A 25,574-nucleotide genomic window follows, 5' to 3' on the forward strand; every position below is an offset into this window, starting at 1 on the left:
TTTGATTCCGCGCAGCCTCTTTCGTGCTTGTATCTTCGTACCTGCTAGCCTACGCGCCGAGTATCGAGCTTGGTGCTTGCCGCACGCGGCTTGCGCAGACGGTGCTTCAAGCCTTTAAAGCTGACGAACATTTTATTCTCTTCATCCCACAGGCGAAAACGCAAGGCAGTCAAGCTTGTTTTAAGAGTAATTGTCGTTGCCTGCTGAAGGGGAACGGAGGAGTTGTGCGCATCCTCCAAATAATAGTTAGGCACTTTCGGGCTCAGGTGATGCACATGATGGAAGCCAATGTTGCCGGTAATCCATTGCAATGGACGGGGAAGCTTGTAATAGGAGCTGCCTTCGACGGCTGCTTTCACGTAGCTCCACTCATCTTCATTTTCAAAATACGTATCCTCGAACTGATGCTGGACGTAGAACAGCCAAATGCCGAACAGTCCAGAGAGAAACATAACGGGCAGCTGTACCATGACAAATGCCTGCCAGCCCAGAAGCCAGCTAAGACCTGCATATAAAGCAACAATTGAAGCATTGATCAAATACGTGTTGAGGCGTTCCTGACGTCTAGCGCCTTTACGGTTGAAACGGTATTGGATCAGAAACACGGCAATCGGGCCAAGGCCAAACATGACGACCGGATGGCGGTAAATCCGATAGAAAAGGCGGCGCAAAGGCGTTGCTGCAATATATTCATCTACGGTCATAATCCAAATGTCGCCAATACCACGCTTGTCGAGATTGCTGCTCGTTGCATGATGGATGGAGTGGCTGTATTTCCACTGTTGGAAAGGGACGAGAGTAATGATCCCTGTAATCGTGCCGACGATAGCATTTGCCCGTTTGCTCTTAAAGAAAGAACCGTGGCAGCAATCATGGCAAATAATAAAGGTCCGAATGACAAAGCCTGCAGTAATTAAGGAAAAAACGATCGTGAGCAAATAGGAGATCGGCATGACGGCATACGCCGCGTACCAGAAAAAGCCGAGTGGGAGTAAAGTATTGATTAATTGTTGTATGCTGGTTTTCATATTCACTTTTTCGTAAGGGGCAAGGCTCTTTTTCAAGCTCGCTTGCTTGGCTTTCTGATCCATAATGAAGCTCCTCCTTCAATAACGGGATGTACGTCCTTTGTTCAAGGTGCCTGCATCCTGCTAGCTATATTTATATTGTAAAGAGAAACGTCATGCGCCATAAGTCATAAACGTCAGTTCAGCTATATGACATATGTCATATGAAAGCGCGGCTGCATACCCATAAATGCATGTTTTTAACAAAAATTTTGCAGGGAATGGATTAGGTGGACTGTATCTGGACGGATAGGGTAAGCGGTTAGCGTTTGTATAAGAAAATTGTAGCGTATGTGCATTGTAGGCAGGACGGGGGATAGGCTACACTTGATCAAGTTGTTTGATAATGATAATCACTGATTTAGAGGGGAGTCGAACAGAGATGTTGCGATGGGGGAAAAAGAGGTTTAAAAGTAAAATGACGGCGCTCATGTTAGTGGCGTTAGCCGTTATCATAGCGCTCGCGGGTTGCGGTTCGCAAGGCGAGACAGCTGTTAATAAGGGGGCTAGCGATGCAGCGGCCACTGTTAGCCCATCTCCTGCGGCAGCGGATGAGCCGGCAGCTGCGGAGCAGGAAGCGGAAACGCGAGTGCTCCAGGACGAGTTTGGCGAGGTAACAGTTCCGGCGCATCCGAAGCGCGTAGCGGCACTTTATTTGGAGGACTATTTGACGGCGCTTGGCGTAACGCCAGTTGTCCAGTGGTATCACCCGCTTTGGGGAACGCAGGAATATTTGAAGCTGGATTTGCCGACGTTTGATATTACGGGCGATATTGAAGTGCTGCTTGATATGGAGCCGGACTTGATTATATTGGACGGCTGGGCAGACAAGGCCAAATACGATTTATTTTCTAAAATAGCGCCTACCTACCGGCTGCCAGAAAATATTTTGTCTGATTCTAAAGCGATTTTGACCACCATTGCAGATGTAATGAATATGAAGGAACAGGGAGAAACGGTGATTAATGCTTACGAGCAGAAAATAGCCGATGCCAAGGACAAGCTCAATACAGCGCTTGGCGATGAGTCCGTAGCGGTCATACGTTTGAATGTCGATGATAGTACGTTCGCGCTGTTCGGTGTGAACAACCGTTTTATTGGCTCTCTATACTCCCAGTTGGGTCTTACGCCAAATACATGGTCGAAGGAAATGGAAGAATTTCAACAGGTTTTATCAGAGGAAAGCCTGCCGGATCTGGATGCCGACCACATTATTATTTTACTGTCCAACGGAACTTGGGATTCACCTGAAAATCAGGAAGCGCTGAAGCTTCTGGACAGCAGTATGTGGAAGGCTATTCCCGCAGTGAAGGCAGGGCATGTACACCGAGTGGAAAGATCGTATTGGCAATCTGGTGCGATAACAGCAAATTCGATGAAAATTGATGATATTTTGAAAATGTTCGTGAAATAAGCAGCGCCCTAGCAAGTGCGCTATTCAAGAAATAAAGAGGGAAGGCCCATCGGTGCATTGATGGGCTTTCTTTTTTCATTTATACTAGTTGTGAAAATCATTCTCATTTACTTTGGCATGTGCGGGCATAACGCGTGCTGTTTGCCAAAACATCCTAAGGGGGATATGAAGTGAGCAACGAGGGGAATAAGCCGCAGCTGCGCCATGCAATTTTCTATAGGCTGGCTGCGATACAATATAGGAACGTAAAAAATGGGCAGGAGCAGGTGCTGCCCACCGCTGATGAACATATCATCATGATAGTGACGGGTGGATCGGGAACGCTGTACGTGAATAGAGAGCAGCATGCTCTGGGCCATGGAGCCTGTTTTATTTTTGGCCCGGGTACGAGGATGGAGTTTGCAGCTGGTGGTTTTGAGGGCGGAGAAGAGGGGGTGTCGTTCTACTATATTGCCTTTGATGGAATTGGAGCTGAACCGGGGGAAGCCTCCTTTCCATGTCTGGGCGAGGTATCCTGCAAGCCCTTCTCCTACTGCATGAGTGAGCTGCAGGCGCTCCATGATAAGCGGGACGTGGAGGACGAGCTGGAGGCTTTCCGTCATGCGATCCGATTTCAGCAGCTTTTATTGTTCATCATGCAGCAAAACTTGCCTCTGCGCACAGAAAGCGGCGAAAGGCGAGCGATGGAACAGTCCATTGCCCATATTCGGCAAAACTTCCGGGAAGAGCTGACGGTAGACAAGCTTGCTGACCATGCAGGCATCGTGCGCTGGCGCTATTCCCGTCTATTCAAGGAGCTGACAGGCGAAATTCCGCTGCATTATTTGAATGGCGTACGTGTGGAGCAGGCGAAAAAGCTGCTGGCAAGCACGGATGAACGGCTGTTCAGCATCGCGCAAAGCGTCGGCTACAGCAATGAATATTATTTTAGCCGCCGCTTCAAGCAGTCGGTTGGCCTTACACCGGGCCAATATCGCCGCCATCAGCGGGAAAATATTCGGGTCTTTGCCCCTTTCATCGAGGATTATTTGCTGGCGCTTGGCGTTAGGCCCATTATGCAATTCACCCACGATCATTGGGGGCGGCAGGAATATCTTGGCCTCGATGATGTGCCAGAATTTAATGTGGTCACCGATAACGAAGCGACATTATCTGGCTTTGCGCCGGAATTTATTTTGATGGATACGGGCATTGAACGTTGGGGCATGGACAAGCTCACCAGCCTTGCTCCGAGCATTCAGCTTTCCTATAAAGGCGAGGAGTGGCGTACAACGCTGCACAGCATTGCGGATTTACTCGGGAAGGCTGAGGAAGTAAGCCCTGTTATTGCTGATTATGAAAATAAAGCAGCAGCCGCAAAGGCGAAGCTGCTGCGGGTGGTGAAGCGGCAGACGGTCGCCTGTTTGCGTTTGTCAGCCGATAGAGTGCAGTTATATGGCGGTCCTGACCATGGCTACACCGGCCCGGTGCTTTACCGCGATTTAGGACTGAGCCCGCATTCGCTCGTAGAAAAACTGGCTAAAGGGCTGCGGTTCGTTGAGCTGACGATGGAGGAGCTGGCGCTGCTTGACGCTGACCATTTGTTTATTACAATTGATCCGACTGCAGGCAGGCAGATCGAGCTGCTGCATTCGCCTCTCTGGCGGTCGCTGCCCGCTGTGCGCAACGGCAGCGTGCATGAGGTCGATTTTTTGTCGTGGATGAATTATGGCGTGCTGTCCCACCATCGAAAAATCGACGATGTGCTGCGCGTATTGTGTTAAACTGGTGATATTATGACGTTAAGAGACTGCGACGAAATAAAGTACCGCTAATTTCCTCGCAGCTCCAAAGGAGAGCGGTTTATGGCAGAGGAAACGTATCGAATTCGCGATGCTGTGCAAGAGGATTTGCCCGGCATTGTAGCTATATATAATTCAACGGTTGCGTCGCGCCAGGTGACAGCGGATTTGGAGCCTTCAACGGTAGAAGCGAAGCAGGCTTGGTTTGACGAGCATGCGCCGGATACTCGGCCGCTTTGGGTGGTGGAAGAGGACGGAGAGCTGCTGGCTTGGTTCAGCTTTCAGTCGTTTTATGGCCGTCCTGCTTATCAGGCGACAGCCGAAATCAGCATCTACATAGCGGAGCAGCATCGTGCGCGCGGATTGGGAAGCATGCTGCTGAAGCATGCACTTGAGGCATGTCCGGCGCTGCATATTCGGACGCTGCTCGGCTTTATTTTTGCCCACAATGCTCCTAGCCTTGGCTTGCTCGGCAAGTTCGGCTTTGAGCAATGGGCGTACATGCCGAAAGTGGCGGAGCTGGATGGGGTGGAGCGCGATTTGGTTATTATGGGGCTCCGCGTTGGAGAAAGGACGAAAGGGGAAAAATGATGCAGCAAGGAAATTGGAAATATTGGTTTCGCGTATGGATTCATCCCCGTCAGACGGTTAGGCATTTTCTCAAACATCCGGGACCATTCTGGCCGCTTGTTGTAATTGCTTTATTCAGCGGCATCTTTCAGTTTTTGGATACCGGCGCGGATAATTCGTGGGGTAATCATATTTATTTGGGCTTGATATTGCTGCTGGCGGTTTTAGTTGGCGCACCGCTTGGAATCGGGGGATTATTTTTATCCGGCGTTTTGTATAAATGGGTGGGCTCATGGTTCGGCGGCACTGCCACCAGGCATCAGATGTACATTGCATTTGCCCGTGGCGTTTTGGCGCCTTCCGTATTAATCGGACTGCTTTGGATTCCGCAGTTTGTGCTATTAGGAAGAGGGAGCTTTACCGATACGCTTGTATATTCGGGTGGACTGGCCTCAGGGCTTGACCTTCCAGGCGGCGTGCTGATGACTCTTAGCCTGCTGTTCGCTATTATCAAAATTGTCTTGAGCATATGGGTGTTCATTATTATGCTGCATGCGGTCGGCGAGGCCCATCAGTTTTCGGCTTGGCGCGCACTTGGCGTTTCATTAATTATTACGGTAGCTATAATCGTACTTGTAATGATTCTTGTATTGCCTTTTTTAGTCATTGGCATAATCGCAAATTAGTGGATGCATTCGGCATCAAAATGTTTTATGCTGAATGAGGATGAATAAAGCGGACAAACGGCAGGGGCCGTTAATCGAAAAGAAGGGAGCTTGACTCATGAGTAAGTTCTGGAGCCCACTTGCGGCATCGCTAGTACCTTATGTGCCGGGCGAACAGCCAAAGGATAAGCAATACATTAAACTCAACACGAATGAAAACCCATATCCGCCTTCACCGAAGGTGATCGAGGCGATCCAAGCGGCGGCTAATGAGGATTTGCGCTTATACCCTGATCCGACGAGCGGAGCGCTGGTGCAGTCGCTGGCTGCTTATTTTAAAGTTTCCCCGAGCCAGGTTTTTGTAGGCAATGGCTCCGATGAGGTGCTGGCGTTTGCTTTCGCAGCATTCTTCGATCCTGCAAAGCCGGTGCTGTTTGCCGATATTACATACAGCTTCTATAAAGTGTATGCCGAGTTTTACGGGCTGCAGGCGGATTTAATTCAACTGGATGAGCAGTTCCGTATGCCGCTGGAGCAATTTAATATGCGTGAAAATGGCGGCATTGTCATTCCGAACCCGAATGCTCCGACAGCGATGCTTGTTCCAGTTGACGAGTTCCGCTCGATACTTGAGCATAACCGCGACCAAGTCGTCATCATTGACGAAGCTTATATTGATTTCGGCGGCGAATCGGCCGTTAAGCTAGTTTGTGATTATCCGAATGTGCTCGTCATTCAGACGTTATCGAAGTCGCGTTCGCTTGCCGGCTTGCGGGTAGGCTGGGCAATCGGAAGCGAGGAGCTTATCGACGGCCTTAATCGTGTGAAAAATTCATTCAACTCCTATACAATCGACCGCTTAGCGCTTGCAGGTGCTGTTGCCGCTATAGAAGATGATGATTATTTCCAGGAGATTACGGCCAAAGTGAATCAGACTAGAGATCAGACGGCTGTGCGTCTGCGGGAACTCGGCTTTGTCGTGACCGATTCCACAGCCAATTTTCTATTCATTTCTCACCCTGACCAAGCGGCGGAGCACCTTTTTCAAAAGCTGCGCGAGCAGGGCGTACTCGTTCGGTATTTCAAGCAGCCTCGCATTGATCAATATTTGCGGGTAAGTATTGGTACGGATGAGGAAATGGATGTTTTTCTTAACGTAATCGCTGATATTGTAAAGTCGTAATGACTGAGGAAAATCGCTCGTCGTTCGGCCCTGCTATGCGGAGGGTAATACTTCTTAGCTTAATTTTCTCGTTAATCGGCAATACTTTGTATTATGCGACAGCGTACAGCATGACGGTTTTGAATGGCGTAATTACCTTGCTGGTCCTGATTGGCGTACTTTATACGATAACCATCGTTCGAAGCTTTAGCGGTCGCTATTGGTATTTTCCGCTATTTATTCCGGTGCTTTGGGTACCCGTTACGGTCATTTTAACGTATGGGCTGGGGCTATTGTTCCCTTTATCCGATGAAGTGACATCCAGAGGTTTGCTCGTTATTTATATTCACGGGCTGAATTTATGCACGGTGGCCGCATCGGCTTTTATGGGAATGTTTGTTAAAGGCTTGCTTTACATTTTGGGTCGAATGAACAAGGAATAAAAGGCGAATAAGCCTATTTCCTTTTTATTAAATTTTCGTGCTATAATGGTGACAAGTGACTGGTTCGGATCTTTTTAGTTTGATGTATATTAATCGTCGTCAGTCTTATAAAATAGGAGGATTATTTTGAATAACAGAACAGAAAACAAACTATCCATTTTTGCCTTGGGCGGCGTAGGTGAAATTGGGAAAAATATGTACGCAGTACAATACGCTAACGATATTATTGTCATTGATTGCGGTTCCAAGTTTCCCGATGAAGAGCTGCTGGGCATCGATATTATCGTGCCGGACATTTCTTATTTAATCGAGAACAAGGACAAGGTCAGAGCGCTGCTTATTACGCACGGCCATGAAGACCACATCGGTGGATTACCTTATATTTTGAAGCAGCTTAGCCTGCCTGTCTACGCAAGTCGTCTGACAATGGGACTGATCGAAGGCAAGCTGAAGGAAGCTGGCCTGCTTGGCGCAACGGAAAGACATCTGATTCATGCGGAATCCGAGCTGAAATTCGGGACGCTAACTGCAAGCTTTTTCCGTACGAACCACAGTATTCCAGATTCCCTCGGTGTTGTACTGGATACGCCTGAAGGTGTCGTTGTACACACAGGCGACTTCAAGTTTGATCAGACGCCGGTTAATGATCACCATGCTGATCTTCACCGCATGGCTGAAATTGGCCGCAAGGGCGTGCTGGCGCTTCTATCGGAGAGTACAAATGCAGAGCGTCCGGGCTTTACGCCTTCGGAAAGAAACGTCGGAGCGAACTTCATAGACGCTTTCCGCAAAGCAGAGCGCCGTGTTATCGTATCGACGTTCGCATCGAACGTATACCGTTTGCAGCAAGTTATCGACGCGGGTGTCGCAACGAACCGCAAGCTGGCGATTATTGGCCGCAGCATGGTCAATATGATTACGATTGCTTCTGAGCTAGGCTATTTGAATATTCCAGACGGGATGCTTATTGAAACGAATGAAGTGAACCGTTATGCTGACAATCAGGTCGTCATTTTGTGCACGGGCAGCCAAGGCGAGCCGATGTCGGCGCTTACGCGCATGGCGCGTTCCAATCACCGCCAGATTGAAATTCTGGAGGGAGATACGGTCATCATTTCCGCAACGCCGATTCCAGGCAACGAGCGGAGCATTGGCCGTACTGTAGACGAGCTGTTCCGCCTTGGAGCGAACGTGATCTACGGTCAGGGCGCTGCTACAGGCATGCACGTATCTGGCCATGCCAGCCAAGAAGAGCTGAAGCTGATGCTTCACCTGATGGCTCCGAAATATTTTATTCCGATTCACGGCGAATACAGGATGCAGCTTCACCACAAGAAGCTTGCTGAAGCAGTAGGCGTTGCGAAGGAAAATATTTTCCTTGTCGATAACGGCGAGGTGGTCGAGATTGCGAATGGCCAAGCACGCAAAGCGGGCAAAGTTTCGTCAGGCAATACGTATATCGATGGCCTAGGTATTGGCGATGTCGGCAATATTGTATTGCGCGATCGCAAGCATTTGTCGCAGGACGGCATTCTCGTTGTCGTAGTAACGATCAGCAAGCAGGACAAAACGATTAAATCAGGTCCGGATATTATTTCGCGCGGTTTCGTCTATGTACGTGAATCGGAAGGTCTGCTCGACGAAGCAGGCCGCATCGTATCCCGCACCATTACTAAATCAATTAGCGATAATGTCAACCAATGGACGACGCTAAAATCTAATGTAAAAGACGCGCTCGGACGATTCTTATATGAGCAAACGAAAAGAAAGCCGATGATTCTTCCGATCATCATGGAAGTATAATCGGAGCCTAACCAGTCCACTTCACTTTGCTTAGTGAGCCGATCATTGAATAGATTCATGAACAAGAAGACCGTATAACCGGCCTGTTTCATCAGGCGGCTATACGGTCTTCTTTGCGTTCATTTTAGAGCTGCGGTCTTAATAACGTTCCAATACAAGCTGCGTTTTCAGTCCATCTGCCGGCACGAGCCAGCCGAGGTTGTTCAAGCTGTTAATGAGTGCGGTACGGTTCGTATTAGCGACGCTGTATTCATCTGTTTTGAAGGAAATTTCCACGATTGGCTCAATGCCTGTACCGGCAGCATTGCGGATTGGCCAAATTTCAACGTCTACCTCAAGGCCATTCCAAGTGCCTGTGTGCTTCGTTGTGAGGATAGGGCCGTATGCACGCGAGTTTTGCAGCTGCGTCTTGCCCCAATTGCTTGTCCCCCAGTTTTTCAGCTTGCCTGGCAGCTCGTCGAGCAGCATTTGGCGGGCGGCTGACTCGGATGGAAGTCCGAGCGCGCCGTTTAGCGATTGGCTTACCTTTTTATCGACGGACATGCTGAGCGTCTGCTTGCTGTAGCCCCAATCAATCTCCGCTTTGTAATTGTCATCCGTAATGTCAAAGCCTTCTGTGTTTGCAAGCGTCAGCGCCGCGTCAATATTGCCATTTTGCACAGCATAGCGTTTTTTGTATGTGAGCTCGTAGTTGTTTTTATCCTCTTTTTTGCGAAAACGTGCGTTCCAGCCTGCATCATCCAGACCAAGACTGTTGGTATCGAAATATTCCACATTGGTTTGTCTCGAAGTAGTCAGATTGAACTGGGAGGCAACAGCGGAACTCAGCGTCAAATTGCTGTTCAATACCTGCGTAGAATCCAGCAGCAGCTTGACCTCATAGGATGGGACCATATTCGCTTCCTGCTTTTTTGCCTGTACGGTGTCCGGTGCCTGGAATGCCGACAGCAGCAGCGTCGCACTCAAAACCATCGTTCCTGCTTTCGTTAACCAATGTTTCATTATCTCATCTCCTCTTCATAATGGACCTACAACCTTTACTTTAGGGAGCCATTGTTCGCGAGGAATCAAGCATGGAAACGGATTATGTTAATTTTTCCAATAATTAATGGATGGTGTCGGAGAATTTTTAAAGCTTCTATGGAGGGTATCAATAAATTGTTCGGTCAGCCGGGAGTCATAGCGATCCTTGTTATAGCAGCAATAAATCGAGCGCTGAAAACGGGTATTGGGGATTTTCCGCATAAGCAGCTGTCCCTTTCGAACCTCCTCCTGTACGGAAAGCTCCGAAATAAAAGCAATATGTCCGCCCTGCTGCACCGTCTGCTTGATGGCTTCAATCGAATCAAGCTCAATCGGCCCAATGAGGTCAATGCGGTGATTGTTCAGCCATCTCGTCGTCATTTCCCGCGTACTGGACTGCTCGCCATGAAGCACAAAATTGGCCGTAGCAATAAGACCCGGATTAAGCGTCTCATAAGCTGCGAGATGATGATTAGGAGCAAAAATAACGACCAGCTCATCTTCGCAAATGCTATGGGTGGACAAGGAGGGCTGCTCGAACGGCTCGGAGGAGATGAGGCCAAGATGGATGTCATGGCTCCACAGCTTTTCCTTAATAATAGGCGCTGGCTTCACCAGCACGGAAATTTCAATGCCCGGATGGTGTTTGGAAAAATTGCTCAGCACCTCCGGCAGCACATAGGTAGCCGGGACGTAGCTCGCTCCAATGGTCAGCTTTCCGCGGGCCAGGCTGCCATATTCCATAACGACGCGCTCGGCTTCCTGCGCCAGCTTATTGATGCGCACCGCATAATGAAGCAGCGCCTTGCCGGGTGCGGTCAGCAGCATTTTATCCGCCCGCGCCTCGAACAGCTTGACGCCCATTTCCTGCTCCAGGCTTTTCATATGATAGGTAATGGTCGGCTGCTTGAGATCCAGCTCGTGGGCAACAGGGGTAATTTTCTTATGCTTGTCGAGCAGCTCAATAATTTTCAGCTTCAATAAATTCACAGGCGGTTGCCTCCTACTATCGGATACTTATAAAAGTAGCATAGAAAAATTCGATGAATGTTAAAACAAATCCACTAAAAAGTTAATCTTTCATTTACACAGCTCAAATAAACAACGAATAGTCGGAGGCTATACTGAGGTCAAGCTTAAAGCCTAGCGGACAAGGAAGCCTCGGCTGCCTGCTCCGCCAGTCATTTAATAGACAGGCAGGTTAATGCATATGGGACATATCGTAATGAATCATTTGGAAAAGTCTTTCGGCGCTGTTCACGCGCTGCGGCCTTCCAGCTTATCGATTGCCAAAGGCAGCTTTACGACGCTGCTTGGCCCGTCAGGCTGTGGCAAAACGACGCTGCTGCGAATGCTCGCAGGACTTGAAACGCCGGATGGCGGCGAGATTCATGTGAATGGAGAGTGCTACTATTCCAAAGTGAAGCGGATTAATAGGCCGGCTCATCAAAGGCAGTTCGGAATGGTTTTTCAAGACTTTGCGCTTTGGCCGCATATGACGGTGTTTGAAAATGTCGCCTTCGGCCTCCGTGCTGCCGGCATGAAGGCTGGACTACAGGAAGCGGTGCTGGGCGCGCTCCAGACCGTCCGTCTTGGGGGCATGGAGAAGCGTTATCCGCATCAACTGTCGGGCGGACAGCAGCAGCGCGTCGCATTTGCGAGAGCGATCGTTATGAAGCCGCAGCTTGTGCTGTTCGACGAGCCGCTCAGCGCACTGGATGCGCTGCTTCGCGATGAGATGCGGGCGGAGCTGCTCCATCTGGTGAAGGAAGCAGGCGTGACGGCGCTTTACGTCACACATGACCAGACGGAGGCGATGAGCATGTCGGATGAGGTTGTCGTGCTGCAAGGCGGCGAAATTTTGCAGCAGGGGACGCCGGAGCAAATATACAGCGCCCCGGAGCATCCGTTCGTCGCCCGATTCATCGGCAAGTCGAATTGGCTGATGAAGGACAAGTGGATGCTGCGGCCGGAGCATGTGCGCTTTCGGGAGGCGGATGCGGAGGACCACCGCTTTGAGGCGGAGGTGCGGCATGCCAGCTACATGGGCGACCGCTATGAGGTAGAGCTTGAGATGCAGGAGAATCTGGGCATTTGGACGGCCTACTCTCCGTCGAGGCTGCTCGTTGGTGATAAGGTGCAGGTTTACGCCTCGCCGGAGCATGTGCATGAAGTGGTGTCCTAAACGAGTGGGTTACATGTTTTGACAAATAAAAAAATGAGAACAATCGGGAGGCCCTACCAATGAAATTAGCTAAAAAAGGCATGATGCTTGCTTTAACCGCATTTATGGGAGTCAGCTTGGCAGGCTGTGGAGCAGCAGCAAGCAATGGACAAGCAAGCAGTGAGGCGTCTGCGTCACCTTCGGCACCAGCCGCATCTGCAGCAGCAGAGCAGCAGCAGCAAACAGAGGTTAAACTGAGCGGCAGCGTAGTTGTATACAGCGCAGGACCAGAAGGGCTTGCGAACAAAATTAAGGAAGGCTTTGAAGCGAAGACCGGCGTGAAGGTTGAAATGTTCCAAGGCACAACGGGCAAAATTCTGGCCCGCATGGAAGCGGAAAAATCGAATCCAGCGGTTGATGTGCTTGTACTGGCGTCGCTTCCAGCGATGCAAGGACTGAAAGAGGAAGGCATGCTGATGAGCTACCCGGAAGCGGCTAATGCGGACAAGCTAATTGCCGACTGGTCGGATAAAGACGGACAATATTTCAGCTACAGCGCCTCTGCCCTTGGCATTGTGTATAATACTAAGCTTGTACAGACGCCTCCAGCTTCATGGGCGGATCTGGCTAAGCCGGAGTGGAATGGCAAGGTCAACATTCCAGATCCATCCTTGTCTGGCTCCGCACTTGATTTTATTTCCGGCTATTTGAGCGCATCGGGCGATAGCGGCTGGTCGCTTTTCGAAAGCTACAAGCAAAACGGCGTAGCGATGGCAGGAGCGAATCAAGAGGCGCTTGATCCAGTCATTACAGGAGCGAAATCCGTTGTAGCTGCCGGCGTCGATTACATGGCGTACAAAGCGAAAGCGGCTGGCGAGCCGGTGGATATTGTTTATCCAAAAGAGGGCAGCGTCATTAGCCCGCGTCCGGCTGCTATTGTCGGCACGACCAAAAACGCCGACAATGCCAAAGCTTTTATCGATTATCTGCTTTCCGATGATGCTCAGCAAATGGTTACTGGCGCGTATTTGCTCCCAGGCCGCTCGGATGTGGAAGCGAAGGATCGCGCAAGTGTGGACGAAATTCCTACCTTCAACGTGAACTGGCAGTGGATGAACGAAAATAGCGACAGCGTAACGACGAAGTTTACCCAATTGTTTAAATAAAGCGAACACCAGCCGCCTGATATCTGCTGCCTTAAGGCATTAGGTATCGGGCGGTGCTGGCAATAGGCAAGCTATAGGAAAGGCCAATAGACAGGCAATACACAAGCAATACAAGCAATAAACAGGTAATAGACGGGTGGTCTGACGATGCAATCCTCTTTATTCAAAAACTATGTTTGGCTCGGCATGGGACTGGCGCTGGCGCTTCTCGGCATGCTGGTGCTCGCGCCGCTGCTGATCGTATTCGGCACGAGCTTATATACGGACCAGAAGCTGGATTTGCTTGCTCCGCTGCAAATCATTAGGCAAAGCGAGCTTAGCGAGGTGCTGTTCAATTCGATTTGGCTCGGACTATGCGTCATCGCGGCTACGACGGTGCTAGCTTTCCCGCTGGCTTGGATCATGGCGAAGACGCCGCTGCGCCGCCACAAGTGGCTGGATATTGTGCTGCTGATCCCCTTCATGACGCCGCCCTACATCGGGTCGATGGGCTGGATGCTGTTCATGCAGACGAATGGCTATATGGAGCAGTTCATCCCGGCATCCTCAGCAATCACGCCTGCCTTCTTCAGTTTTGGCGGCATGGTGGCAATTATGAGCCTGCATTTATTTCCGTTTCTGTATTTGCTGCTGCGCAATGCACTGCTGCAAATCGGCGGCAGCATGGAGGAAGCGGCGGCGGTGCATGGCGGCGGCTTTCTGTACCGCTTGCGGCGCATCGTTCTGCCACTGCTGCTGTCAAGCTACGTCATGGGCAGCCTGCTCATTTTTGTAAAAACGATTGCCGAATTTGGCACGCCCGCCACCTTCGGGCGCAAAATCGGCTTTTACGTTATGACCTCGGAAATCCATAAATATATTTCCAGCTGGCCGATTGATTTTGGCAAGGCGACTTCACTTGCTTCGGTGCTGCTCGCGGCTTGTCTTGTGATGTGGTATATCCAAAGCACGATTAGCAGCCGCTACTCGTATCGTTTAGTCGGCGGCAAGGGCGCTATCAAGCAGACAGCGAAGATGAGCCGCTGGGGCCGGATATTGTGCTCGCTGTACATTGGGGTACTGCTCCTTGCCTCTATCGGTATTCCGTATTTTTCGATTATTACGGCATCGCTCTTGAAGCTGCGCGGCGTAGGCCTCGCATGGGACAATTTGACGCTCCAGCATTATGTGGAGCTGCTTACGCCAGGCTCTTCCAGTCTGGATGCGCTGCTTAACAGCTTCGGCCTGTCGATTGTCGCCTCCACGATTGCTGTCGTGCTGGGCACGTGGTTTGCCTTGACGGTGCAGCGCTCGCGTACGCCGGGGCAGAAGCTGGTCGATCTGTTCAGCTTGCTGCCGAATACGGTACCTGGCATCGTCATCGTTGTAGGATTGATATTGTTATGGAATGCGAAGTGGATGCCGATTCCGCTTTACAATACGTACGGCATGGTCGTGCTGACATATGTTATTTTGTTCCTGCCTTATACCGTGCAATATGTGAAAGCGAGCTACGGGCAAATCGACCCGATGCTGCTGCAGGCGGGACAAGTGTTTGGCGGACGCAGGCTTTATGTGCTGCGGCGGATTTTGCTGCCGCTGCTGCTGCCCGGCATGCTGGCGGGCTGGATGATGACGTTCACGATATCCAATCGGGAGCTGGTGGCTTCGCTGCTCGTCCTGCCGCCGTCGATGAAAACGTCGGCGACGTATATTTTTGCCCAGTTTGAGCAGGGAGAGGTGTCGATGGGGATGGCGATGGCTGTTATCTCGGTTGGCGTCACGACGGTGCTGCTGCTGGCGATGAATGTTTTTAGCTCACAACAGAAAGTGGAATAGCTGATGATGCAACTGACCATTTGGGGTGGAGCGGGCGAGCACGGCCGCTCCAGCTATTTGCTGCAATATAAAGACGAAGCGGTTTTGCTGGATTGCGGCGGGAAAAAAGAAAGCGGAGGACAATATCCGCTCATTAGTCCAGAGGTGATTCCGCAGCTTAAAGCGGTATTTTTATCGCATGCGCATGAGGATCATTCCATGGCGCTGCCGCTGCTGTATAAGCACGGCTATGAAGGTGAAGTATGGACGAGCCGCGTGACGGCGCAGCAGCTTCCGGGTTATTATCAGGCGTGGAGCCGTTATGCCCGCTCGCAGGCCGCCGAGCTCCCTTATGGGGATGAGCATATTGCGGCTATCCGCTATGCCTATTTGGAGGAGCGATCCATCGCAGATGAATGGAGCAGCGTGTTCCCCGGGCTGCGCATAAAATGGGGCCGCAGCGGGCATTTGCCAGGCGCCGTTTGGCTGGCGCTCGATTGGCATGGCAAGCTGGTTTATTTTTCAGGCGATTATACGGCTGAATCGGGTCTGCTTGCGACAGACGAACCGCTGCTGGGAGCGATTTGCGAGGGCGGCGATGAGGCGGATGCCGCCCGCCGCTCTATCTCTGAGACAGGGCGCATCGCCGATCTTGCGATCATCGATGCGGCTTACGGGGCGAACCCGGATTCGCAGGCGGTTCGGCTGGCGGAGTTGGAGCGGGCGACCGAGGAAGTGCTGCGGGCGCAGGGCTCGGTGCTGTATCCGGTGCCGACAAGCGGGAGAGGGCAGGAGCTGTTGGTATGGGCGAGCGAGCGTTTCCCCGAGGCGCAGCTTATTGTGGAGCGGGCGCTGATGGAGCCGCTCCACCAGCTGGCTGCGCTGTCGGAATGGCTGGGCGACGGAGCGCTGGCCCGTATGGAGGCGCTGCTGGCGAATGGCAGGCTTACGATTGTCGCCAATGAAGAGGAGCGGCTAAAGACGCTTGCTCGCAAGGGCAGCGCCCTGATTTTTACGAATGATGGCATGATGCAGTCCGAAGTTGCACGGTGGTATTATGAGCAGCTTTCGGGCGCCGCCCGCCATGCCGTATTGCTGACCGGACATCTTGCCGCAGGTTCTTATGGCGAAATGGCGCTGCGAAGCAGTGTTGGCAGCAGCGACAGCAGCGGGTGCCATGCCTCTGACTTCCCAATTCAGGTGCAGCATATCCGCTATAAGGTGCACCAAGGCTTGCCGGATGTCAGGCAGATGATGAAGCGGGTGCCTAGCCGCTCTGTCGTGCTGGCGCATGCCGTTAAGCCAAGAACCGATCAATTGCTTGAAGTGTTGGAGGAAGAGGGCTATAAGGGCGTGTATTCGCTGAGCCCGGGTGACCGGTTGATTTTTTAAATGAATAATGAAAAATGGAAAACAGCAGAGATTCACGGCGCCAAAATGTCGTAATGAATCGATGCTGTTTTTTTGCTGCCTGCTAAGGCTTTCATTCGTGTTGGAATTGGGGAATATTATTTACAAGTTAGATACAAGCTGGACATAGTCTTGAGATATTCGCTTTATATACTGTATTCATCAGGTAGGACGCAGCAGCGGCAAACAAGGAGGGACAGCAGCAACGTCCAGCTAGAGCGTCCAGTTATTGAAATTATAAAAAATAGAGATAAAACAAAAAAACGGAGTATTCAAAAGGAGATTATAAAAATGAAAAACAACATGAAAAAAGGAATCGTATCGCTGGTAGTTGTCGGAATGACGTTGACGGGCGCAGCGGGCGTATATGCTGGAGCGAGCCTCCAAAAAATCTCAGCATATTTGAACGGCAATATTAGTATTAAAGTCGATGGAGCTGCTTATACCCTCAAAGACGAGAACGGCCATAAGCTTTCGCCAATTATGTATCAGAATAAAATGTATTTGCCTGTCCGCTCGCTAGCGGGAGCACTTGATACACCGATTCAATATGATTCGAAAAATAATCAGGTGCTAATTGGCAAAGGGCAGCAAGCATCGGAGCAATATGTAGAGGTCAAATACAGCGATGCGCAAATCAAACTCATTAAGAAGGATTTTGCTGCATTTGATGGCTTTGAAACGGCATATGCGCCTAAGCAGATGGCAGCCGGAGATGCTTTTGTCAAATCGTTTGCCGGGGGCGACGGCGTTAGTGTGATTTTCAAGCATATGAACGTCAATGTATCTCCAAGAGACTACTCGGATGGTTATGAAAGCAAGGAGGTCGTGCTGTCGAACGGGGTAAAAGCGAAATGGTATACGCCGAGCGACCTGCCAATGCTGAGCTTCCAGCTCGATGACCGCACGATTACGATTAGCTCCCCAGATAAAGCGTTGACTGAAGCGCAAATGGAGAAAATCGCAGTTAGCGTAGCGAAGCTGTAAACTTAACCTAAGACGTAATTATCCCGTGTCACCTACAAATAAAAATAAACCACCTTTGTCGCTTCCATGCGGCAGAGGTGGTTTATTTTTATTGGCCCCCGGGAATTCGGCTTTCCGAAGGAGTCTTGACTTTTTAGCTAGGGCATTTTACAATAACATGATTCTAACTAACGTTCGTTAGGCAAAATCATTGCCGATTGAAAAGGGGAGATTGCGATGGCGGAAAAACAAGAGCGTGTGCCGCGAGCTACGGCAGAGCGTCTGAAGCAGGCGGCTCTGACGGTTTTCACGGAATATGGCTATGAAGGAACGTGCATGTCTGATATCGCCAAGGCGGTCCAGATTAAGACACCTTCTATATATGCTCATTTTGCGTCAAAGGAGCAGCTGTTTTTAGAGCTTTGCGCTGACGTGATGGCGGAAGAGGGCATGAAGTTTGATGCGCTTATCGGGCAGTCGCAAGGCAAGCCAGTTATCGAGCGGCTGCGCGAGGTGTATGATTTTTTCACGGATTTCCCGCATTTGACGGTCGGGCAGTGGTTTTTGAAACGAATGATGATGGTGCCGCCTAAACATTTGCAGCAGCAGTTCCGCGTTGATTTTTTGGCGCACGAGCAGCGGGTGGATGCTGTAGTTGGTGCGCTGCTCGTGGAGGGGCAGCAATCGGGCATTTTTTCTAAGCAGGAAGTGGATCATATGATTGCGGTTTTTTATACGCTGCTTGATGGCTTGCTGGTCGCCAACCAGATATATGAGCAGTCGGTGTTTGTTTCACGCAAGCAAGTCGTTTGGGAAATGCTAATGAAGAGCTGGACGACAGATTAAGCAAGGTGGATTTAACGGAGGGTACAGAGAGGGGTTTTTATGATGAAGGCTTGGCTTTATGTCATATTCGGGGGCATATTTGAGGTATTTTGGACCTTCGGTCTTAAATATTCGAAAGGATTTACAGACCCGCTAGTAAGCGTCATTACTGTTATTTTAATTGTTATTAGCTTTGTGCTGTTCGCCCGTTCGATGCAATTGCTGGAAATAGGCACAGCTTATGCGGTATTTACCGGAATTGGTACGGCTGGTACGGTCGTATTCGGCATTTTGGTATTAGGCGAGTCTGCGGATATTAAACGCCTGCTGCTGGTCGGTACGCTGATCATCGGCATTATCGGGCTTAAGCTCGTATCCAGTGAGAAGCCTAAGGAAGAGCAGGCGGCGAATGCAGAGGTCGAGCAGAGTGCGCAAGCGGCACAGGCAGCACCGGTCGTGCAGGGAAGGGGCGGAAAATAAGATGGCATGGATCTTTTTAATTATTTCCGGCCTTGGCGAGGTCGGCGGCGTAACATTCATGAAGCTGTCGGACGGCTTTAAACGATGGAGAGGAACGGTTGGAGCCATTATTTTCGGCTTCATCAGCTTCTACTTCCTGTCGCGGTCGCTTCAGGACATTCCAATCAGTACCGCTTACGGCATTTGGACGGGAATCGGCTCAGTCGGCAGCGTTATTCTGGGGATGATTTTTTTCAAAGAATCGCGCGACTGGCGTAAAATCTTCTTCGTCCTCATGATTATTGGAAGCGTCATTGGTCTCAAGCTGGTAGGTTAATAGTTGCGATATGGATAAAAGTAGACAATAAACCTAAAGAAGGAGGGCGAACCTGTGTCGCTCTTCTTTTCTTTTCGCCGTTTCCGATTTAAAATAATAGAATAGAGTATAGACATGGCGAGAGAGGCAGGCATAGTGCATGGAAGAGAAACGGCTGAAGAAATGGATTGAGATGACAGAACGAACGCTGCTTGAAGGAGTGAGGCTCCAAAGCATTAACCATGGCGAGCCCATTCAAGTGGATGTATTGCCGGAAGGCTGGGAGCTGCTTGGAGCGGGCAATTACGCTGGCGTATTCGTCCATCAGGATGCGCAGGATATAGCGGTGAAGGTGTATGCGCCGGGCAGAGAAGGCTGGGAAGCGGAGCGGGAAGTTTATCGCCGTTTGGGCGATCACCCTGCATATTCGACCTGCTACCATGCTTCCACAAGCAATGGGCTGGAATATTTGATGCTGCGCAGGCTTGAAGGGAAGACGCTGTATAAGTGTGTGCTTGAGGGTGTGATCATTGAGGACCGCATTATTGCGGAAATTGATGCCGCTTTGGATTACGCTCGGGAGCAGGGACTGTTTCCGCATGATGTTCATGGCAAAAATGTCATGGTATCCAGCGATGACCGCGGCCTTGTCGTAGACGTATCCGATTTTCTTAAAGAAGAGCCTTGCATGATGTGGGATGATTTGAAAAAAGCGTACAACCGGATTTATATGCCGTTTCTATCCAAGCATTCTATGCCCGTGCCTGAGTGGGTCATGAATGGTGTGCGCAAAGGCTATCGCTGGGTGCGTGCTTCCTCCAGATAGCTGTGCGCGGCCGGGCAGCCGCATAGATAATGCGTGCCCGGCCCGCGCCTGTGCTTAAGGTTCGGAGTCGAAAGCGTCCAGCTGTTGCTGAGCGGCTTCAACGTCCTTCTTAAGTACATGAAGCCGTTTCAAATTGCCTTCCAGTGTAATTTTTGCCTTAATGCCGCTTGCCTTCAAATGAGCCTCCAATCGGTCAATGATATCCGCCCTAGAACCGCTTTCGGTTCTGATGGCAACCCACCGCCGCCACAGCAGCCCCATCTTATGCACCTCCGAGTTCTGCACAGATTATCCGTTCAAGCTATATATATTCCGGGTCCTCCCGCTGCCATGACAGATTTATTCAAAGGGCTGGAGGATAAGCTCGCATTTGCCGGAAGCGGCATTATAAGCTTTCCAGAAATGACATGACATAGTATACTAGGTGGATATGTATAATCATGACATCGTCCCGGTACGACCAAATAGATGCTGAAGGTGAATGTATAATGGAAGGCATGAACGCTTTAAAGCCTAGATATGAACAAATGTATCTTATGCTGCGCGAAAAGATCCAAATCGGAGATTATACGGTCGGTGACCGCATCCCTTCGGAGAAGGAGCTGATGGAGGAATTTTCAGTCAGCCGAATTACCTCCAAGAAAGCACTGGATATGCTCGTTCAAGACGGCTATATTATGCGTCAGCCGGGCCGCGGCTCGTTCGTCATCGAGCATGCAATTCAGGAGCAGGGCGAAGCTCCGCCTGCGCAAGATCAGGCAGCTCAGGCAATTGCTTCTGTGCGCACACAGCAGATTGTATTAGGGCTCATCATGGAGGATTTCAGCGATAGCTACGGCAAGGAAATGCTGTCGGAGATGGAGCGGACGGCGCAGGCGCTCGGCGTTTATTTGATGCTGCGCATCTCTTTTTCCCAGCCAGATGTAGAAGAGAAGGCGATTCAGATGCTGCGCCAATACGGCGTAGATGGCCTGATCATATATCCGACGCGCGGTCAAAACTTCAGCCCGGAAATTTTAAAGCTGGTCATCGACAAATTCCCGCATGTGCTGGTAGACCGTTATTTGAAATGGACGGATACAACGGCCATCAGCTCAGACAACGTAGAAGCGGCGCGATTGGGTGTCCAGCATTTGTTTAACTACGGCCATCGCCATATTGGACTGCTTGCTTCGCGGGTGACGGACAATGTGGCCATTGAGGAACGGATTGAAGGGTTTGTGCAGGCGCATGCTGAAGGCGGCATTTTGCTGGATCGCTCGTCTTGGCTGACCGATATGAACTGGACGTCCAATGACAATTCCAGCAGCCACCTCATCGATAAATATGTGAAAATCATTCAGCAGATGCTGCGCGAGCATCCGCGGATTACCGCATTGTTTGCGATGGAATATGAGCTGGCGCTCATAGCGAAGGAAGCGGTAGAGAAGATGGGTCTGCAAATTCCGCAGCAAATTTCGATTATTTGCTTTGACAGCCCGCAGAGCACGTCGGCGCTGTATCCATTTACGCATTTGGAGCAGAATGAGAAAGAAATTGGCCGCCTCGCTGTCAATAATGTGCTGGAACTGATCCAGGGCGCTACGCTCCCTAGCAAAATATCGCTGCAAGTAAAGCTTGTCCAAGGCAAATCGACAGGGCCCGCCCCACAATAAGCAAGCGTGCTGCTGGGCGGTTTAAGCGTGCTTTGCATATTTTTTAAGCTCGCGTGAGAAACTGAATGCAAGTATAGAGATAAAGCCCTTCTGTCAATTGAGACAGCAAGGGCTTTGTGCTTATCTTTTATTATAATTTAAGGACATGAATAGGGGGTTTGCCTAGCAAACAATTAACATGCTATTTGTTTTTAAATAATATAACATAGTATATTGACATACCATGAAATATAGATTAATATCGGTACATAAACAACTTGAAAGCGCTTATATAGAAAGGGATGCTTGAAATGACTGAAGTAATGGAAACGCTGCCGACATCGGTGCAGTCGTTGATCCAGGAAGTAGAAGGGAAGCTCGGTTCGCGTACGAAGCTGGCCCGGATGTTTGCAAACTGTTTCTCCAATACGTTAACGACGACGTTGAAGCCTCAGCCTGACGGTGCTATTTTCGTCATTACGGGCGATATTCCAGCGATGTGGCTGCGAGATTCAGCAGCTCAGGTTCGTCCGTACTTAATTTTAGCGAATGAAGATGCAGAGATGGCACGTTTAATTGAAGGCGTTGTCAAACGGCAAATTCAACATATATTGCAGGACCCTTATGCTAATGCGTTTAATGAGCATGCCAATAGCAAGGGGCATCAAAACGATTTAACGGAAATGAGTCCTTGGCTATGGGAGCGCAAATATGAAATTGACTCGCTCTGCTATCCGATCCAGCTTGCTTATCTGCTGTGGAAGACAACGGGAACTACGGCGCATTTGGATGAGGCATTCAGTGAAGCATGCTTCAGCATTTTGCGGGTGTGGAGGACGGAGCAGAATCACGATGGGCAGTCGAGCTACCGTTTCCAAAGAACGGATTGTCCGCAGTCGGATACGCTGCTGAATGAAGGCAAAGGCACGCCAAGCGCAGTCACTGGCATGACCTGGTCAGGCTTCCGCCCAAGTGACGATGCTTGCGACTACGGCTATCTTATTCCATCGAACATGTTTGCTGTTGTTGTGCTGGATTATATGGCTGAAATTGCGGTGGAAGTGCTTGGCCATCAAGAGCTGGCGAAGCAAGCGGCTGCTCTCCGCCATGAAATTCAATCCGGCATTGAGCAGTATGCGACAGTCGAGCATGAGCAGTTCGGCAAAATTTTCGCTTACGAAACAGATGGCCTTGGCAGCTACAACCTGATGGATGATGCGAATGTGCCAAGCTTGCTGTCGTTGCCTTATCTCGGCTGTTGCAAGCTGGATGATCCGATCTATTTGAATACGAGACGCTTCGTTCTTAGCGAGGATAATCCTTATTACTTCGTAGGTACGGCGGCGCAAGGAATTGGCAGCCCTCATACTCCGGAAAACTATATTTGGCACATTTCACTGGCTATGCAAGCGCTGACTTCACAAGATGAGGCAGAGGTTGAGCGGCTGCTGAACGTGCTGGAGAGCACGGATGCCGGAACTGATTTTCTGCATGAAGGCTTTCATAAAGATGATCCTAGCGAGTATACGCGCGAATGGTTTTCTTGGGCCAATGCCTTGTTTAGCGAATTGATTTTGACGTATTGCGGCTTTAAGGTTCCATCGAGCATGAATGCTCGTTCAATATAGGAACAAATAATAAGCGTAACAGACGGACAATAAGGGGAGCGATCAAGATGGCAGGTAAAAAAACAATTCTGGCAGGTACGGTTGCAGCTTTAACTGTATTCACAGCAGCATGTTCGGGAAATGCAGGCACAAATGGCTCGGAGGGTGCAGAAGCAACTTCCGCAGCAGGAGCGACAAAGACAGTTAAAGTCGCTTATGGCAAATGGAATGAGACGGACAACTGGGGCAAGTGGCTGACTAGCGTGAAGGCGGATTTTGAAAAAGCCAATCCTGGCGTTACCGTTGAGCTGCAGCCAATTGAAGGCTCGCAATATGCAACTAAAATTCCACTGCTCATGATGGATGGGAAAACGGCGCCTGAGGTGCTTGCTGAAGATTCCTTCATGATTAATGCCGACAGCGAGGCCGGCTACCTTGAGCCGCTTGCTGTGGATTCATGGGAAGATTGGGGCAAATTCAACGAAGGTATTAAAGCGGCTGTAACAGCCACGGACAGCAAAGTGTATGGCGTACCTTTCTCCACTGACGTTCGCGGCTTGTATTACAACAAAGAGCTGTTCAAGAAAGCAGGACTGCCTGTGCCTTGGGAGCCTAAGAGCTGGGACGAAGTGCTGAGCGCTTCCCGCACGATTAAATCCAAGCTGCCAGACATTATTCCTTTCTGGATGAACTCTGGTAAAGCAGGCCAAGAAGCAACGACGATGCAAACGTTCGAAATGCTGCTTTATGGAACAGACGACACGCTTTATGAAGATGGCAAGTGGGTTACGCAAAGCCCGGGCATTTTGAGCTCGCTGAATTTCATTCACACCATCTACTCCGAGGGCATGGGGCCGAAAATGTCGCAAGTACTGACTGCACAAGCAGGTCAAGTACTGGAGACCGATCTGATGCCGAATCAGAAGGTCGCAATTGTCTTGAATGGCAACTGGTTGACAGGCAACTGGTCGGCAAGCGGCAGCAAGCCGTGGCCGGAAGCGCTTGATGTATATGGCTACGTGAAAATGCCGACAGAGAAAGGTCAAGAGCCTGGCTTCACTTCGATGTCTGGCGGCTGGACGCTTAGCGTTGGTGCGAAATCCACTGAAAAAGAGCTAGGCTTTGAATTTATTAAAATGGCAACTAATGAACAGCACAACAAAGAGTTCGCTATGCTGGACGGCGCTCTAACGCCTCGTACCGACGTTGCGGCTGATACTGAATACACGGGCCAGCCTGGTACGCTGTATGGCGTAGCTGCTGAATTTATTACGTACACACATGTTCGTCCTACTAATGCGAATTACCCGGCAGTATCGACTTCCATTCAAGAAATGGTTGAAAAAGTGGCATCGGGATCTCTTGCGCCTGAAGCTGCCATGAAAGAATATGCAAAAAGCGTAGAAAGAACAGTCGGCGCTGATAAAGTAGCGACGAAGTAGCACACAGCTGGGAAGCCGATTGTTGCTTAATGACAATCGGCTTGTCTTTTTCAAATTCAGTCAGGAGGATACCAGATGGAAGCGATAAACTCGCGATTTCCCAAAGCGAAAAGGAAAGGGAACGGCAGTGAACAGTGGAGAGCAGCGCTATTCTTATCGCCTAGCTGGCTGCTGCTTTTACTCTTTTTCTTCGTGCCGGCAGTATTAACTTTTTATTTCGCGTTTACGAATATGGCTTTGACAGGGGCCGCAGCAGCGAATACGCAGTTTGTCGGGTTCCAAAACTTCACGAATATGTTTCAGGATGCGACATTCCGCACTTCTGTAGGCAACACCATCCTCTTCCTCATTTTCTCGGCCGTTATTGGCCAGCAAGTTATGGGCTTTCTTATTGCCTTTCTAATGAATGGTAGAAACCGCGTATTCCGCAGCGTAGTCGGCTCCATCGTCATCTCGGGCTGGGTCGCGCCAGAAGTGGTATGCGCATTTGTATGGTTTGCTTTTCTGAATGATACGGGAACGGCTAATGCATTCATTCAAGGCATAGGCTTTGAGCCTATTGCTTGGCTGTACACATTCCCGATGGTATCCGTTATTATTGCAAACGTATGGCATGGAACAGCCTTCTCGATGATGGTATTCCAGGCTGCACTAGGCGACGTGCCTAAAGAGGTTGAGGAAGCAGCCATGATTGATGGCGCTTCGGCTTGGCAGAGACTTATCCGTATTACCATTCCAATGATTAGCGGTTCTGTTGTAACGAATATGGTACTCGTAACGCTTCAAACATTAGGCTCCTTCACGCTTATTTATGCGTTGACAGGTGGCGGTCCGGGAAATGCAACGGAGACGCTGCCAATCTATATGTATCATCAGGCCTTCGTCAACTATCAGCTTGGCTACGGCACAGCTATTTCGCTTGTTCTGCTGTTGATCGGTATTGTTGCCAGTCTGTTGTATATGAAGCTTCTTAAAGTGAAGCTGTAAGCCATGCGCAAAGCTTGGATAATGGTTTATTAAAAGGAGGACGCGAA

24 protein-coding genes are annotated in these 25,574 nt (G+C 50.1%); 20 read left to right on the forward strand and 4 right to left on the reverse strand.

Annotated features, from left to right (window positions below; all coding sequences use genetic code 11):
- Positions 1-44: 44 nt before the first annotated feature.
- Positions 45-1,091 (reverse strand): Delta(5) desaturase DesA, encoded by a 1,047-nt coding sequence (desA, locus tag AC6B99_RS14880; protein WP_494861010.1) that lies wholly within the window; start codon positions 1,089-1,091, stop codon positions 45-47.
- Positions 1,092-1,485: 394 nt separating this feature from the next.
- On the opposite strand from desA, the gene AC6B99_RS14885 reads away from it, so the two are divergent.
- From AC6B99_RS14885 to AC6B99_RS14915, 7 genes are all read left to right on the forward strand, one after another.
- Entirely contained in the window at positions 1,486-2,481 is a 996-nt protein-coding gene (locus AC6B99_RS14885) for an ABC transporter substrate-binding protein (RefSeq protein WP_496663628.1), read from the forward strand.
- A gap of 170 nt (positions 2,482-2,651) precedes the next feature.
- Positions 2,652-4,244 carry a helix-turn-helix domain-containing protein gene (locus AC6B99_RS14890; RefSeq protein WP_494861003.1) on the forward strand — a complete coding sequence of 531 codons (1,593 nt, stop codon included), beginning with the start codon at positions 2,652-2,654 and terminating at the stop codon, positions 4,242-4,244.
- Between the two features lie 81 nt (positions 4,245-4,325).
- Positions 4,326-4,853, forward strand: coding sequence for a GNAT family N-acetyltransferase (locus tag AC6B99_RS14895; protein WP_494861001.1), 528 nt, complete (start codon positions 4,326-4,328; stop codon positions 4,851-4,853).
- Positions 4,850-5,518 carry a YIP1 family protein gene (locus AC6B99_RS14900; RefSeq protein ID WP_162241903.1) on the forward strand — a complete coding sequence of 223 codons (669 nt, stop codon included), beginning with the start codon at positions 4,850-4,852 and terminating at the stop codon, positions 5,516-5,518. Before AC6B99_RS14895 ends, AC6B99_RS14900 begins: the two co-directional genes overlap by 4 nt.
- A 97-nt stretch (positions 5,519-5,615) precedes the next feature.
- Complete coding sequence (gene hisC / locus AC6B99_RS14905; RefSeq protein WP_494860999.1) at positions 5,616-6,680, forward strand: histidinol-phosphate transaminase; 1,065 nt, start codon at positions 5,616-5,618, stop codon at positions 6,678-6,680.
- 110 nt (positions 6,681-6,790) lie between these two features.
- Positions 6,791-7,102, forward strand: coding sequence for a hypothetical protein (locus AC6B99_RS14910; protein WP_494860997.1), 312 nt, complete (start codon positions 6,791-6,793; stop codon positions 7,100-7,102).
- A gap of 126 nt (positions 7,103-7,228) precedes the next feature.
- Positions 7,229-8,905, forward strand: a complete 1,677-nt coding sequence (locus AC6B99_RS14915) for a ribonuclease J (RefSeq protein ID WP_046231290.1) — start codon at positions 7,229-7,231, stop codon at positions 8,903-8,905.
- A gap of 138 nt (positions 8,906-9,043) precedes the next feature.
- Here AC6B99_RS14915 and AC6B99_RS14920 read toward each other — a convergent pair whose 3' ends face one another.
- Positions 9,044-9,907: a hypothetical protein gene (locus AC6B99_RS14920; protein WP_494860994.1), complete on the reverse strand. Its 864-nt coding sequence runs from the start codon at positions 9,905-9,907 to the stop codon at positions 9,044-9,046.
- A gap of 87 nt (positions 9,908-9,994) precedes the next feature.
- Positions 9,995-10,918 (reverse strand): LysR substrate-binding domain-containing protein, encoded by a 924-nt coding sequence (locus AC6B99_RS14925; protein WP_056036697.1) that lies wholly within the window; start codon positions 10,916-10,918, stop codon positions 9,995-9,997.
- Between the two features lie 220 nt (positions 10,919-11,138).
- Between AC6B99_RS14925 and AC6B99_RS14930 the strand changes: the two genes are divergently transcribed.
- The 9 genes from AC6B99_RS14930 to AC6B99_RS14970 all read left to right on the forward strand — a co-directional run bounded on the left by AC6B99_RS14930 (position 11,139) and on the right by AC6B99_RS14970 (position 19,857).
- Complete coding sequence (locus tag AC6B99_RS14930) at positions 11,139-12,113, forward strand: ATP-binding cassette domain-containing protein (protein ID WP_494860990.1); 975 nt, start codon at positions 11,139-11,141, stop codon at positions 12,111-12,113.
- Positions 12,114-12,172: 59 nt separating this feature from the next.
- Positions 12,173-13,258 carry an ABC transporter substrate-binding protein gene (locus AC6B99_RS14935; RefSeq protein WP_496663629.1) on the forward strand — a complete coding sequence of 362 codons (1,086 nt, stop codon included), beginning with the start codon at positions 12,173-12,175 and terminating at the stop codon, positions 13,256-13,258.
- Positions 13,259-13,405: 147 nt separating this feature from the next.
- On the forward strand, positions 13,406-15,076 hold the full coding sequence (locus AC6B99_RS14940) for an ABC transporter permease subunit (protein WP_494860986.1): 1,671 nt from the start codon (positions 13,406-13,408) through the stop codon (positions 15,074-15,076).
- 3 nt (positions 15,077-15,079) lie between these two features.
- Positions 15,080-16,447: an MBL fold metallo-hydrolase gene (locus AC6B99_RS14945; protein WP_496663630.1), complete on the forward strand. Its 1,368-nt coding sequence runs from the start codon at positions 15,080-15,082 to the stop codon at positions 16,445-16,447.
- Positions 16,448-16,756: 309 nt separating this feature from the next.
- Positions 16,757-17,452 carry a stalk domain-containing protein gene (locus tag AC6B99_RS14950; RefSeq protein WP_056036707.1) on the forward strand — a complete coding sequence of 232 codons (696 nt, stop codon included), beginning with the start codon at positions 16,757-16,759 and terminating at the stop codon, positions 17,450-17,452.
- A gap of 216 nt (positions 17,453-17,668) precedes the next feature.
- A complete protein-coding gene (locus tag AC6B99_RS14955) occupies positions 17,669-18,277 on the forward strand; it encodes a TetR/AcrR family transcriptional regulator (RefSeq protein WP_056036709.1) in 609 nt (202 codons plus the stop codon).
- A 39-nt stretch (positions 18,278-18,316) separates the two neighbouring features.
- Entirely contained in the window at positions 18,317-18,736 is a 420-nt protein-coding gene (locus AC6B99_RS14960; RefSeq protein ID WP_081418852.1) for a DMT family transporter, read from the forward strand.
- 1 nt (position 18,737) lies between these two features.
- Complete coding sequence (locus tag AC6B99_RS14965; protein ID WP_056036712.1) at positions 18,738-19,052, forward strand: DMT family transporter; 315 nt, start codon at positions 18,738-18,740, stop codon at positions 19,050-19,052.
- 139 nt (positions 19,053-19,191) lie between these two features.
- Positions 19,192-19,857, forward strand: a complete 666-nt coding sequence (locus tag AC6B99_RS14970; RefSeq protein WP_081418853.1) for a serine/threonine-protein kinase — start codon at positions 19,192-19,194, stop codon at positions 19,855-19,857.
- A gap of 54 nt (positions 19,858-19,911) precedes the next feature.
- Here the strand turns inward: AC6B99_RS14970 and AC6B99_RS14975 are convergent, their stop codons facing one another.
- Positions 19,912-20,118, reverse strand: coding sequence for a hypothetical protein (locus AC6B99_RS14975; RefSeq protein WP_056036713.1), 207 nt, complete (start codon positions 20,116-20,118; stop codon positions 19,912-19,914).
- A gap of 227 nt (positions 20,119-20,345) precedes the next feature.
- Here AC6B99_RS14975 and AC6B99_RS14980 point away from each other — a divergent pair, with 227 nt between their 5' ends.
- The 4 genes from AC6B99_RS14980 (at position 20,346) to AC6B99_RS14995 (ending at position 25,527) form a co-directional block, all read left to right on the forward strand.
- Complete coding sequence (locus tag AC6B99_RS14980) at positions 20,346-21,512, forward strand: GntR family transcriptional regulator (RefSeq protein ID WP_056036716.1); 1,167 nt, start codon at positions 20,346-20,348, stop codon at positions 21,510-21,512.
- Positions 21,513-21,802: 290 nt separating this feature from the next.
- Complete coding sequence (locus tag AC6B99_RS14985; RefSeq protein WP_056036718.1) at positions 21,803-23,119, forward strand: glycoside hydrolase family 125 protein; 1,317 nt, start codon at positions 21,803-21,805, stop codon at positions 23,117-23,119.
- Positions 23,120-23,166: 47 nt separating this feature from the next.
- On the forward strand, positions 23,167-24,540 hold the full coding sequence (locus tag AC6B99_RS14990; RefSeq protein ID WP_056036720.1) for an extracellular solute-binding protein: 1,374 nt from the start codon (positions 23,167-23,169) through the stop codon (positions 24,538-24,540).
- A gap of 75 nt (positions 24,541-24,615) precedes the next feature.
- Positions 24,616-25,527: a carbohydrate ABC transporter permease gene (locus AC6B99_RS14995; RefSeq protein WP_430160309.1), complete on the forward strand. Its 912-nt coding sequence runs from the start codon at positions 24,616-24,618 to the stop codon at positions 25,525-25,527.
- Positions 25,528-25,574 lie beyond the last annotated feature (47 nt).

It is taken from the genome of Paenibacillus liaoningensis, assembly GCF_059609455.1.

Coding starts and splice junctions, on each gene's coding strand:
- desA (WP_494861010.1), bottom strand. CDS start 1,091: ATGGATCAGAAAGCCAAGCAAGCGAGCTTGAAAAAGAGCCTTGCCCCT.
- AC6B99_RS14885 (WP_496663628.1), top strand. CDS start 1,486: ATGACGGCGCTCATGTTAGTGGCGTTAGCCGTTATCATAGCGCTCGCG.
- AC6B99_RS14895 (WP_494861001.1), top strand. CDS start 4,326: ATGGCAGAGGAAACGTATCGAATTCGCGATGCTGTGCAAGAGGATTTG.
- AC6B99_RS14900 (WP_162241903.1), top strand. CDS start 4,850: ATGATGCAGCAAGGAAATTGGAAATATTGGTTTCGCGTATGGATTCAT.
- hisC (WP_494860999.1), top strand. CDS start 5,616: ATGAGTAAGTTCTGGAGCCCACTTGCGGCATCGCTAGTACCTTATGTG.
- AC6B99_RS14910 (WP_494860997.1), top strand. CDS start 6,791: ATGACGGTTTTGAATGGCGTAATTACCTTGCTGGTCCTGATTGGCGTA.
- AC6B99_RS14920 (WP_494860994.1), bottom strand. CDS start 9,907: ATGAAACATTGGTTAACGAAAGCAGGAACGATGGTTTTGAGTGCGACG.
- AC6B99_RS14930 (WP_494860990.1), top strand. CDS start 11,139: ATGGGACATATCGTAATGAATCATTTGGAAAAGTCTTTCGGCGCTGTT.
- AC6B99_RS14935 (WP_496663629.1), top strand. CDS start 12,173: ATGAAATTAGCTAAAAAAGGCATGATGCTTGCTTTAACCGCATTTATG.
- AC6B99_RS14940 (WP_494860986.1), top strand. CDS start 13,406: ATGCAATCCTCTTTATTCAAAAACTATGTTTGGCTCGGCATGGGACTG.
- AC6B99_RS14945 (WP_496663630.1), top strand. CDS start 15,080: ATGATGCAACTGACCATTTGGGGTGGAGCGGGCGAGCACGGCCGCTCC.
- AC6B99_RS14950 (WP_056036707.1), top strand. CDS start 16,757: ATGAAAAACAACATGAAAAAAGGAATCGTATCGCTGGTAGTTGTCGGA.
- AC6B99_RS14955 (WP_056036709.1), top strand. CDS start 17,669: ATGGCGGAAAAACAAGAGCGTGTGCCGCGAGCTACGGCAGAGCGTCTG.
- AC6B99_RS14960 (WP_081418852.1), top strand. CDS start 18,317: ATGATGAAGGCTTGGCTTTATGTCATATTCGGGGGCATATTTGAGGTA.
- AC6B99_RS14965 (WP_056036712.1), top strand. CDS start 18,738: ATGGCATGGATCTTTTTAATTATTTCCGGCCTTGGCGAGGTCGGCGGC.
- AC6B99_RS14970 (WP_081418853.1), top strand. CDS start 19,192: ATGGAAGAGAAACGGCTGAAGAAATGGATTGAGATGACAGAACGAACG.
- AC6B99_RS14975 (WP_056036713.1), bottom strand. CDS start 20,118: ATGGGGCTGCTGTGGCGGCGGTGGGTTGCCATCAGAACCGAAAGCGGT.
- AC6B99_RS14980 (WP_056036716.1), top strand. CDS start 20,346: ATGGAAGGCATGAACGCTTTAAAGCCTAGATATGAACAAATGTATCTT.
- AC6B99_RS14985 (WP_056036718.1), top strand. CDS start 21,803: ATGACTGAAGTAATGGAAACGCTGCCGACATCGGTGCAGTCGTTGATC.
- AC6B99_RS14990 (WP_056036720.1), top strand. CDS start 23,167: ATGGCAGGTAAAAAAACAATTCTGGCAGGTACGGTTGCAGCTTTAACT.
- AC6B99_RS14995 (WP_430160309.1), top strand. CDS start 24,616: ATGGAAGCGATAAACTCGCGATTTCCCAAAGCGAAAAGGAAAGGGAAC.